Below are 11,416 nucleotides of genomic sequence, written 5' to 3'. Positions count from 1 at the left end.
AGCTCCATCCCGGGCTCGCGTGCGGCTCCTCGCGCTCGGCGATGGGGAAACCCGGCGTAGGGGCTGACCAGCACCAGCCTGCGCACCAGATGCGGCGCGACGGCGGCCAGTTCGGCGGCGAACATGCCGCCCAGGCTGTGGCCGACGACGTCCACCGGCCCCAGGTTCCAGCTCTCGACCAGCCGGCGGTAGTGCAGGGTGACGTCGAAGATGTCCTCGATCGCCTCGAAGCCCGACGACGAGCCGTAGCCCGGGTGTTCGGGCGCGCGCACGGCGCGGCTCTCGGCCAGCTTCGCCAGGAAGGGCGCGGCGCCGGGATGCTGCTCGAAGCCGTGCAGGTAGAGGAGCGGCGGGCCCGAGCCGCCCGACCACAGGCGGACGTCGAACGGCCCCTGTTTCTCGCGAACGGCCTTCATTGGGCGGGCTCCAGGTTGCGGGCGGACTTGGCGGCGGCCGCGGCGGCGATGCGCTGCTGGCTGATCACCGGCGTCCAGTTGTCGGGCTGGTCGGCCCAGAGGTCGCGCAGGTGCGGGATGACCTGCGTGCCGAACAGGCGGGTGTTCATGGCGGCGGTCTCTTCCGAAAGGTCGCCCATGTGCAGGCAGGCGATCAGCTGGCCGATGCGCAGCTCGGTGGCCAGCTCGCGGACCCGCTGGCGCACCCGCTCGGGCGTGCCGGCGATGATGTAGCCCTTCTCGTCGTACTCCCAGAACGACATCTCGCCCTTCTGGGCGCGGGCGCGATCCTCGGGCGAGAGTCCGCCGGGCGCGGTAAGCCGCTTGGCCATCTCCTGGGCCGAGCGCACCGAGGTGTAGCCCGGAGGCGAGGTGAAGCCGGGGTCCAGGGTGTTGTTGCGATAGAAGTAGCGGACGGCGTCGTAGTACTTCGCCTCGGCCTCGGCGTCGGTCTCGGCGCAGCAGATGAGCTGGGTGAAGGCCATGCGGTGCGGGTTCATGTTGCCGCCGCGCTGCTCGCAATAGTCCCAGTAGGCCTGGACCAGCGGGCGGGCCGAGTGCAGGCCCGAGAACGATAGGTGGCCGTAGCAGTAGTCCTCGTCGATCACGAGGTCCCAGGTCTCCAGGCTGCCCGAGCCGGGCACCCAGACCGGCGGCTTCGGCTGGACCGGCCGCGGCCAGATGTTGACGTAGCGCAGCTTGGTGTACTTGCCGTTGAAGGCGAAGGGTTCGGGCTCGCGCCAGGCGCGCTCGATCAGCTTGCGGGCCTCATGGAAGCGATCGCGCAGCTCGACGGGCGGCGTGCCGTAGGCGAAGACCGAGTCCATGGGCGTGCCGAACACGAAGCCCGCGATCAGGCGGCCGCCCGACACGCAGTCCATGTAGGCCATCTCCTCGGCCACCCGCGTGGGCGGGTTATAGAGCGCGAGGGAGTCGCCGATGATCAGGATCGCGGCGTTCTCGGTGGTGCTGGCCAGGCTGGCGGCCAGCAGGTTGGGCGAGGGGGTGCAGGCGAACGGCGTCTGATGGTGCTCGTTCACCGCCAGGCCGTCGAAGCCGTCGCGGTCGGCCTGCTGCATCAGGCGGATGAACATGCGGTACATCTCGCCCAGCTTCAGCGGGTCGGCGAGGGTGGGCGGAGGCGTCACCCAGCTGGAGATCCCCATGTCCGGGAAGTCCTTGGGCAGGTGCGGATAGGTCGCCTCGGCGAACCAGTGGAACTTCATACTCTCAAGCCTCCAGGAAGGCGCGGATCGCCGCCACGGTATCAGGGGTGTATTCGATGGCCATGCCGTGGCTGCCCCGGGGCAGCACCTGCAGGCGCGCATTGGGCATCAGGGTCGCCATCTCGACGGACTGCGCGACCGGCGTCAGCGTGTCCTCGGCGCCGACCAGAACGAGGGTCTCGGTCTTGACGCCCGGGAGCTGCGGCCGGGAGTCGTAGCGGCGCAGGCCGTGGGCCTGGGCGGCGAAGCCCTCGAACGACGTCCCCGGCACGGACGTCTGGAGCTTCGCGCCCGCCGCGACGGTGGCGTGATCGACCAGCATGCGCGGGGTGAAGCCCCAGGCCATGCCGAACATCGCCTGCGCGGCCGGCGAGACGTCCGACTGGCGAAGCGTCAGCAGGCAATCCAGCCAGCCGTGCTGCACTTCCGTGTAGGACGGAAAGGCGCTCAGGAGGACCGCTCGGCTGACCAGCTCCTGGTCCTGGATCAGCAGGGCCTGCAACACCGAGCCGCCCAGGGACCAGCCCACCGCCGCCACCGGGCCCATGTCGAGGTGGCGGATCAGCGCCGCCGCGTCCGCGCCCATCTGCGGGATGGTGTAGGGGCCCGGCGGAACGTCGCTGCGGCCCGTGCCGCGGTTGTCGAAGGTGATGCAGGTGTAACGCGCTGTCAGGAGGGGCTTGATGGTCATCCAAGTCCGCGAGTCCGCCCCCAGGCCCGCAATCAGCAGGAGGGGCGGTCCTTCGCCTTCGACCTCGTAGAAGAGGCTGACGTCTCCCAGTTTTGTCGTGGGCATGTGGCCGGTCCTTTGGTTGTGCCGGCTCAGGCCGTGGCGCCGCCGTCGCAGGCGATGGTCTGGCCCGTGATGAAGCTGGACGCGTCGCTGGCCAGGAACAGCGCCAGCTCGGCGATGTCCCTCGGCGTGCCGATCCGGCCGACCGGCGTGCCGCTGGCGATCGCGTCGCGCGTGGCGTTCGACGACAGCAGCACGGACTGGATCATCTCGGTGTCGATGACGCCCGGGCAGATGGTGTTCGCCCGCACGCCCTGCTGGCCGTAGGTCACGGCCAGCGAGCGGGTCAGGGCCACGACGCCGCCCTTGGTGGCGGTGTAAGCGTGGGCGTTGCGGGCGCCCTTCAGGGCGGCGATCGACGCGGTGTTGATGATCACCCCGCGGCCATCATGCAGCAGCGGGATGCCGAACTTGCAGAACAGGAAGACGCCGGTGAGGTTGATGTCGAGGATGCGCTGCCAGTCCTCCACGGTGCAGTTCACCGTGTCGTCCATCTTGATGCCCATCCGCTCGGTGGCGGAAAAGCCGATGCCGGCGTTGTTGTAGATGATGTCGAGGCGGCCGAACTTCTCCTTCGCCGCCGCCAGCACGCGCTGGACGTCGTCGGCGTTGGCCACGTCGCCCGCCACGCCCGCGGCCTCGCCGCCAGCCGCGATGATGCTGTCGACGGCCTTGGTGACCGATTCCTGGTCCAGGTCGTTGACGATGATCTTGGCGCCTTCGCGAGCGAAGAGCTGCGCGGCGACGAGACCCTGTCCGCGGCCCGAGCCCGTGATCACCGCCACGCGGCCTGCCAGTTGCCCGCTCATCTTCCGTATCCCTTCCCAAGCCGCGTCTCTTGCGCGATCCAGCTTTTTAGATCGCGTTACAAAAACGAGAGCAAGTGTGCCGCGACGGCAGGCTGTGAGCGCCTCAGGCGCGCTGCACGACGAAGCCCGCACGGGGGAAGTGCAGCACCACGTCGCCCACGCGGGGGTCGTTGCGCCGGATCGCCACCCGCGTGGCCGAACTGGCGACCAGCGTGCCGGCCACCTTGTCGCGGCCGTAGTCCTCGGCGTTGACCGTCACCGCCTCGCCGGGCTTGAAGCCGTTCGGCTCCTCCGGGTCGAGATGCTCGGCCGCGGTCGACGTGGCGTCGCGCGCGATGTCGAGGGCTTCGGCGGGGGTGATCTCGCTGCGTCGGCCGTGGCCGATTGCCTTCACCCGCTCTTCCCAGGCGCGCAGATGCTTCACGGCGCCCAGCTTGTCCATCAGGGCCGGGTTGACCCAGCGCAGGAAGGCCAGGTTGTAGAAGCAGCTGGCGTCGGCGTGGCCGGGCGCGTCGCCCAGCAGGAATTTCCGCCCGTCGGCCAACTGGGTGTCGACGTAGGAGAAGTGGGCCCGCAGCTGGTCGAAGGCGTTGGGGATCGCGGCGTGCTGCTCCACCGGATCGAACTCGCGCTCGAACAGCGCCTCGCGGTCCTTGGTGAAGGCATCGGTGCGCTTCACCACCGGCTGGCCCGCGCCCAGCACGGCGCAGACCAGGGTGAATACCGGACGGTCCTGCCAGAAGGCGATGGCGTTGGAGAGCCCCTTGTCGGCGCCGGCGTACATCGACGGCGTCGGGAACCGCGTCTCCAGCTCGTCGAGGATCACCTGGGTGTCGCAGTAGACGTCGGCGCCGATCTGCATGACCGGAATCTTGCGGTAGCCGCCGGTCAGCGGGATCAGCTCGGGCTTGGGCATGATCACCGGCTGGATGCAGGCGTTCCAGGCCAGATCCTTCAGGCCGAAGACCACCCGCACCTTCTCCGAGAACGGAGAAATGTCGTACTGGTGGAAGATGATTTCCTGCGATCGATCGGCCATGCGTTTGGTTCCCTGAGATCGGCTGCATCTGACGTGCGGCGCGGCCGAACCTTAGAGAGCGCTCCAGAGAACGGTGCAAGCCCCAAACCCCGGCGCGAGCACATCGGTGCGTTGTCAGCCTCAGATTTTTAGAGCATGCTCCAATTTCGAAGCGGCGCTCTGAGACGCCGCGACAGGTCCGGGGCCCGGAGTGGTCCCGTTGGGAGGATGGCGATGGCGGACGGCTTCGTACTCGAGATTCCGGAAATGGTGGGCATCCCGCTGGCCGCAAAGCGGACGGCGCAGGAAGCGACTCAGGCGTGGCCCGCGGGCACGGTCATCGTGTCGGCCGACAGCCACATGATCGAGCGCGACTGCTGGTACGACAAGTTTCCCAAGAAGCTGCGGGACAAGGCGCCTCGCATCGAATTCAAGGACGGCGGCTACCACTTCTCGCTCGGCCAGACGCCGATGCTGCCCATGGAGCTGGCCGCGGGCCTCTGCGAGGCGATGGAGTGCAATCCCGGCCTCTCCAACGCCGACGCGCGGCTGAAGGACCTCGACATCGAGGGGGTGGAGAAGGAGCTGATCTTCCCGCAACGCCTCTTCGGCCTCTACATCATGGGCCACGACGAGACGCGCGAAGAGATCTTCTCGATCTACAACGAGGACATCGCCGTCCGCTGCGCCGAGGGGCGCGGGCGGCTCTATCCGGTGATGATCCCCAACTTCTGGGACCTGTCGAAGTCCGAGGCTTCGCTGCAGCGGATCAAGGAGCTGGGCGGCCGCGCGGTGATGCTGCCGAACAAACCGGGCAAGAACACCGCGGGCGAGCAGATCTTCTACAACGACCCGAAGATGGACCCGCTGTGGGCCGCGATCGAGAAGTCGGGCCTGCCGATGTGCTTCCATATCGGCGAGGCGGTGCCGCAGGCGCTGCACGGCGCCGCGGGCACGGCGCTGATCGTCCAGATGCAGGGCTTCCGCCAGCAGTGGGGGATGCTCACCTTCGGCGGCGTCTTCGACCGCTTCCCCGGCCTCAAGGTGGTGTTCGTGGAGGCCGGCCTATCGTGGGTGGCCTCGATGCTCCACGACGCCGACATGGGCTACAACTCGTTCCCCAACGCGATGAAGCCCGAGCTGGCCCATCCGCCGAGCTGGTATTGGCGCAACCATTGCTACGCCACCTTCATGACCGACCCCGTCGGCCTGCAGGTCATCGAGCGGATCGGACCGGAGACCGCCATGTGGTCGTCGGACTACCCGCACCAGGAGAGCACGTTCGGCTACACGCGCAGCGCCATCCAGGCGGTGTTCGACAGCGTGCCGAACGTGGAGGACGCGCAGAAGATCGTGGGCAAGACGGCCCTCGACGTCTTCAACATGCACGAGCCCTACTACATCCCGGTTCCGGAGAAGCCGAAGCGCGCCCGCAAGGCGAAGGCGGCGGCCGAGGTCGCCGCCTAGTCAGCGGCCGCGGGACCACATCGAGACATCAACCACAGACGGCGTGACGCCGGATGCGTCACGCGCTGGAGACCACCATGGACGACGCTGCGCCTTTGAAGCTGGACCTGGATTTTGACCCGGACGCCATCCGCGAGAAGTACCGGCAGGAGCGCGACAAGCGCGTCCGCGACGACGGCCACCTGCAATACATCCAGGTCGAGGGCGAGTTCGCAGAGTACGCCGAGGTGGACCCCTACGTCCTGGCCGAGGACGTCATCGAGCGGGCCCCGCTGACCGACGAGATCGACGTGGCCGTCATCGGTGGCGGCTTTTCCGGCATGCTGGCCTGCGCGCGCCTGAAGGAACTGGGCGTCACCGGCATCCGGCTGATCGAGGCGGGCGGCGACTTCGGCGGCACCTGGTACTGGAACCGCTACCCGGGCGCCCAGTGCGATATCGAGAGCTACTGCTACCTGCCGCTCCTCGAGGAGGTCGGCTACGTGCCGAAGGAGAAGTACTCCTACGGCACGGAGATCTACGAGCACTCCCAGCGGATCGGGAAGGCCTACGGCCTCTACGACCTGGCCTGTTTCCAGACGCGCGTGCGCGAGCTGCGCTGGGACGCCGAGATCAAGCGGTGGCACATCATCACCAACCGCGGCGACGACATGAAGGCGCGCTTCGTGGTCATGTGCCTGGGCACCGCCAGCCGGGCCAAGATGCCGGGCATTCCCGGCATCCACGACTTCAAGGGCCACAGCTTCCACACCAGCCGCTGGGACTATGGCTACACCGGCGGCGACACCAACGGCGGCATGACCAAGCTGGCCGACAAGCGCATCGCCCTGATCGGCACCGGCGCCACGGCGATCCAATGCGTGCCCCGCACCGCCCAGTACGCGAAGGAACTGTTCGTCTTCCAGCGCACGCCGTCGTCGGTCGACTACCGGGGCAACAAGCCGACCGATCCTGCGTGGGCCAAGTCGCTTCAACCGGGGTGGCAGCAGGCCAGGCGCGCGAACTTCAACGACGTGTTCTCGGGCAAGCCGGACGTGAAGGACGAGATCGCCGACGGCTGGACCGAAATCGCCCGCACGATGATGTCGCTGCCCAAGACCGAGCAGCCCCTGACGCCGAAGCAGATGGCCGAGCTGCTCGAACTGGCCGACATGAAGAAGATGAACGCGATCCGCGCCCGCGTGGACGCCGACGTCGTCAAGCCGGACGCCGCCGAGGCGCTGAAGCCCTGGTACCGGCAGATGTGCAAGCGGCCCACGTTCAACGACGAGTACCTGCCCGCCTTCAACCGCGACAACGTGCACCTGATCGACGTCGCCGAGTGCAAGGGCGTCGAGCGGATCACGGAAAAGGGCGTGGTCGCCAACGGCAAGGAATACGAGGTCGACTGCATCATCTATTCGACCGGCTTCGAGGCCAACGGCGAGCTGCGCCGCCGCGTCGGCTTCGACATCTACGGCGTGGACGGCAAGTCGCTGTACGACCACTACGAGGACGGCTTCCGCACCCTGCACGGGCACTCCAGCCACGGCTTCCCCAACTGGTTCTACGTGGGCATCTCGCAGAACGCGATTTCCATCAACATCACCGCGATGCTGGACGACCAGACCAAGCACATCGCCTACATCATCAGCGAGACGATGAAGCGGGGCGCCACGACGGTCGAGGCCACGCATGAAGGCGAAGAGGCCTGGGTCGAGGTGATGCGGTCCATGGCCGGCGCCGACGGCTCGTTCCAGCGCGACTGCACGCCCGGCTACTACAACAACGAGGGCATCACCCGCGACGTGCCCAAGAACGGCGGCATGTACGTGCTGGGCATCAACGCCTTCAACAAGCTGCTCGCCGAGTGGCGGGAGGCCGGCGACCTGGCCGGGATGGAGCTGCGCTGACCGGGTTCGAGGCCTCTCCGTCGCCGGAGAGGATCCCAAGCTGACCGGATGCGACCGTCCGGGCGTTGACGCGCCCGGGCGGTCGCAACATTTTCGGGCTCGCGCTGGCAGGAGTTTCCGATTGTCGTCCCAAGAGGCCACGGCCGATCTCCGCGCGATCCCGGCGCACGTTCCGGCTCACCTCGTCACGAACTTTGACATCTACGCGCCGGCCGCGCCGGGTGAGGACTTCCACGCGGCCTGGGTGAGGTTCCAGGCCTCCACCGACCAGCCCTACCTATGGTCGCCCCGCTACGGCGGGCACTGGATCGCCATGCGTGGCGAAGACCTGATCGAGATCCACGCCGATTCCGAGGCCTTCTCGTCGGTGCGCAACGTGCTGCCGCCGGTCGCGCGGCCCGTGCCGCTGGGCGCCCTGGTGCTGGACCCGCCGGACCACGCGGATTTTCGCGCCTTCCTCAGCGCCGGGCTGTCGCCGCGGGTGGTGCGCGGCGTCGAGCCGGACGTGCGGGCGCTGGCCGAGGACCTGGTGGCGGCGATCGCGCCGCGCGGGGCCTGCGATTTCGTGGCCGACTACGCCGATGTCCTGCCGTTGACCGTGTTCCTGCGCCTCGCCGACCTGCCGGTGGCCGACCGCACGTTGCTGGCGGGCTGGGCGGCCGAGAACACCCGCAATCCCGATCCCCAGGCGCGCAACGCGGCCGCCCGCAACATCCGCGGCTACCTGCGCCCCGTGCTGGCGCAGCGGCGGGCGCGGCCGGGCGAGGACCTGCTGAGCCGGGTGGTGCGCGCGCAGGTGCAGGGCCGACCGATCACCGAGGCCGAGGCCCTGGGCGCGGCGACCCACCTGACCATCGCCGGGCTGGACACCGTGGCCTCGCTACTGGGCTTCGTGATGCGGTTCCTGGCCAGCCACCCCGGACACCGCCGCGCGCTCGTCGACGACCCGGGGCTGATCCCGGGCGCCGTCAAGGAGCTGATCCGGCGCTTCCCGCTGGTGATCCAGTCGCGCGAGGTGCGGCGCGACCTGACGCGGAACGGCGTCGCCTTCCGGGCCGGCGACCTGATCGCCGTCCCCAGCATGCTCTACAACCTCGACGCCCGGATCTATCCCGATCCGCTGGCCGTCGACTGGCGAAGGTCGGTCATGGCCACCTGCAGTTTCGGGGCGGGCATCCACCGCTGTCCCGGCGCCCCGCTGGGACAGCGCGAGCTCGCGATGACCCTGGAGACGTGGCTGGCCGCCATCCCCGACTTCGAGATCGACCCGGAGCGCGCGCCGGCGCAGGCACAGGGCGGCATCGTCGCCACCCTGGACCGGCTGCCCCTGCGCTGGCGGTAGCGTTCCGGCTCAGCCCGCGTTGGCGTCGGCGTTCATGAACAGCGTGCCGCCGCCGAACTGCTCGCGCATCGCCTCGGGATTGAGCGTCGCGGACTTGTCCATCTCGACCAGCTCCGGCGGCACGTACCAGTGCAGCTTGTCGGAGCCGTAGGCTTCCCAGACCACCTTGGCCACCTCCATGGGCGGGATGGCGCGGAACATGCCTTCCTTGGGGGCCGTGGCGACGGCGCCGGCGGGCAGGATCGGCGTGTCGATGAGGCCGGGCAGGACGTCGGCGACCTTGATGCCGTAGGCCTTGAACTCGACCGACAGGGCTTCGGACAGGCCCTTCACCGCGTGCTTGGTGGCGGAGTAGACGGCGATGCCGGGCATGCCGAAGGTGGCCGACGACGACGAGGTGGTGAAGCACATGGAGCCCGGCGTGGCCTTGAGCAGCGGCAGGGCCTCATGGATGCCGATCAGGACGCCCACGAAGTTGACGTTCACCACGGCCATGACGTCCTCGAACGGCTGGTCGGCGAACGGCCCGCCTTTGCCGATGCCGGCGTTGTTGTAGAGGATGTCCATCTTGCCCCCGGTGGCCTTGCCGAAGGCCTCGAGCGCGGCGCGGTAGTCTTGTCGGTCGGTCACGTCGAGGCGGCGGACCAGGCAGTTGTCGGCGCCCAGCTCGTCCCGCAGCGACGCCAGCCCGGCGTCGTTCACGTCGAAGCCGCCGACGAACCAGCCCTTGCCGTGGAAGAGGCGCGCCGTCTCGCGGCCCATGCCCGACGCGGCGCCGGTGATGAAGATCGATTTGCGGCCCTTCGAGTCCATGGCGCGCCTCCCTGGTTGATAGCCTGACTGTTCGATGGATGCCCAGGCCGGCGCTGGCGCGCCAGCCGTGGGTTCCCTCTCCAATGGCCAAACCCCGAGGCGGAAGGCAACGGTCAAAAAAGAGGAGGGGCAGCTGAGCTGCTCCTCCTAGGCGTCGGGTGGAAAAATCGGTGTCGGGATCAGAACGCGTAGCGGACTTCCAGCGACCAGATCCGCGGCGGCTCCAGGAAGATCGACTGGAAGCTCAGGTTCTGCGGCGGCAGGGTCTGGAAGCCGTTGACCACTTCCTTGTCGAAGAGGTTGGTCACCGAACCGATCACCGTCATGCCGCTGTCGGGATGCCTCCAGGTAAGGCGCAGGTCGACCGACTCGCCGCCGTCGATCTTGTGCAGCGGGTTGTTGAACAGCGTCTGATACGAACTGCCGGTGTAGGTGAAGGTCGCCGCGGCGATCAGGTCGCCCCCGGCGAAGTCCCACACGTAGGAGCCGTTGACCGCCACCTTGTGCTTCGGCGAGCCGGCCACCGAGTTGCCGACCAGCGACTGAGGCTGCGTATTCTCGACCGCACCCGGGAGGAACGGGCCTTCCGGCTGGGCGCCGGGCTGCAGGGCCGCCGGGTCGGCGCCGTCGCTGTAGCAACAGCCTTTCTTGATCTCGCTGTGCAGGTAGCCGTAGTTCGCCAGGATGGTGAGGCGGTCGATCGGCCGCCAGATGGCCTCCAGTTCGAGTCCGTAGTTCTCCACCTTGGGGAGGTTGATCAGCTCGTTCAGCAGGATCGTGCCCTGGATCCGGGCGTTGAGCGCCTGCAGGCCCTTGTAGCGATAGAAGTAGACCGCCGAGTTCAGTTGCAGGGTTCCCAGGTTCTCCTTCCAGCCGGCTTCGAAGGCGTCGACGTATTCGGAGCCCACAAAGGGATTCTGCAGCGCCGAGCCCAGATTGAAGCCGCCCGACTTGAAGCCACGGCTGTATTTTCCGTAGACGAGGCGATCGTCGTGCGGTGTCCATTCCACGCCCAGGGTGCCGGTGAAGGCCTTGTAGGTCTTCTTCAGATCGCGCCCGATGGGACAATCGAAGGCCGGGTCGAGGCGGTAGAAGGGCGGCACCCCGGGGACAATGACCTGCTCGCCCGTCAGCGGATCGATCGCCGGAAGGCAGGTGCCGAGGACGAGCTCGTTCGGAATGAACGGACTGCCAGGACCCAGAAGCCCTGCCGGCAGCCCGGTCACCAGCCAGGCGTTGAAGACGTTCTCTTCGTGGCCCTTCTTGGTGTCCTCCGACCCGCGCAGGCCGAGGGTGGCCTTGAACTGCGGCGAGAACTGGTAGTCGATCTGGCCGTAGATCGCCTTCGACGTCGTCTTGAGGAGGGAGTCGTAGCGATAGAGGATCGACGAGTCCGGACTTGGGTTCGGCCGCGAAGTGCCGGGCACCGTGATGATGTTGTTGCCAGGCTCATTGAGCGAGTCGAAATATAGGCCTGCGTTTTGCTTGGCATGGTAGTAATAGATGCCAAAAATGTATTGTAACGGGCCGTCGTGGGTCGACGAGATATTCAGCTCATGGCTGAATTCCCTGTTGTCAGAGGGGAATTGGAGGGTGGTGTC

10 protein-coding genes are annotated in these 11,416 nt (G+C 67.7%); 3 read left to right on the top strand and 7 right to left on the bottom strand.

All coding sequences use genetic code 11. The annotated features are described in order from the left end of the window. The 5 genes from QZV94_RS18075 to QZV94_RS18055 form a co-directional block, all read right to left on the bottom strand. On the bottom strand, positions 1 to 416 hold a 416-nt coding region (locus QZV94_RS18075; RefSeq protein WP_293679888.1), incomplete at its 3' end, for an alpha/beta fold hydrolase. Beyond that, entirely contained in the window at positions 413 to 1,681 is a 1,269-nt protein-coding gene (locus QZV94_RS18070; RefSeq protein WP_293679885.1) for an LLM class flavin-dependent oxidoreductase, read from the bottom strand. The genes QZV94_RS18070 and QZV94_RS18075, both read right to left, overlap by 4 nt. A 4-nt stretch (positions 1,682 to 1,685) precedes the next feature. Then, the gene (locus tag QZV94_RS18065; protein WP_293679882.1) at positions 1,686 to 2,477 is read right to left on the bottom strand and encodes an alpha/beta hydrolase; all 792 of its coding nucleotides are present in this window, start codon (positions 2,475 to 2,477) and stop codon (positions 1,686 to 1,688) included. A 26-nt stretch (positions 2,478 to 2,503) separates the two neighbouring features. Further along, on the bottom strand, positions 2,504 to 3,283 hold the full coding sequence (locus QZV94_RS18060; RefSeq protein WP_293679879.1) for an SDR family NAD(P)-dependent oxidoreductase: 780 nt from the start codon (positions 3,281 to 3,283) through the stop codon (positions 2,504 to 2,506). Between the two features lie 103 nt (positions 3,284 to 3,386). Then, on the bottom strand, positions 3,387 to 4,322 hold the full coding sequence (locus QZV94_RS18055; protein ID WP_293679876.1) for a glutathione S-transferase family protein: 936 nt from the start codon (positions 4,320 to 4,322) through the stop codon (positions 3,387 to 3,389). A gap of 213 nt (positions 4,323 to 4,535) precedes the next feature. On the opposite strand from QZV94_RS18055, the gene QZV94_RS18050 reads away from it, so the two are divergent. From QZV94_RS18050 to QZV94_RS18040, 3 genes are all read left to right on the top strand, one after another. Continuing rightward, complete coding sequence (locus QZV94_RS18050; RefSeq protein ID WP_293679873.1) at positions 4,536 to 5,768, top strand: amidohydrolase family protein; 1,233 nt, start codon at positions 4,536 to 4,538, stop codon at positions 5,766 to 5,768. A gap of 53 nt (positions 5,769 to 5,821) precedes the next feature. Continuing rightward, the gene (locus QZV94_RS18045; RefSeq protein WP_293679870.1) at positions 5,822 to 7,660 is read left to right on the top strand and encodes an NAD(P)/FAD-dependent oxidoreductase; all 1,839 of its coding nucleotides are present in this window, start codon (positions 5,822 to 5,824) and stop codon (positions 7,658 to 7,660) included. Positions 7,661 to 7,781: 121 nt separating this feature from the next. Next, the gene (locus QZV94_RS18040; RefSeq protein WP_293679867.1) at positions 7,782 to 9,002 is read left to right on the top strand and encodes a cytochrome P450; all 1,221 of its coding nucleotides are present in this window, start codon (positions 7,782 to 7,784) and stop codon (positions 9,000 to 9,002) included. Positions 9,003 to 9,011: 9 nt separating this feature from the next. On the opposite strand, the gene QZV94_RS18035 is transcribed toward QZV94_RS18040, so the two are convergent. Then, complete coding sequence (locus QZV94_RS18035; protein WP_293679862.1) at positions 9,012 to 9,815, bottom strand: SDR family oxidoreductase; 804 nt, start codon at positions 9,813 to 9,815, stop codon at positions 9,012 to 9,014. A 179-nt stretch (positions 9,816 to 9,994) separates the two neighbouring features. Further along, the coding region (locus QZV94_RS18030; RefSeq protein ID WP_293679857.1) for a TonB-dependent receptor at positions 9,995 to 11,416 on the bottom strand (1,422 nt) is incomplete at its 5' end.

Origin of the sequence: uncultured Phenylobacterium sp., from assembly GCF_902826855.1 — a bacterium.
Classification (GTDB): Bacteria; Pseudomonadota; Alphaproteobacteria; order Caulobacterales; family Caulobacteraceae; genus Phenylobacterium.
The sequence above is the reverse complement of the archived record's forward strand: the minus strand, read 5'-3'. Positions and strand labels throughout refer to the sequence as shown.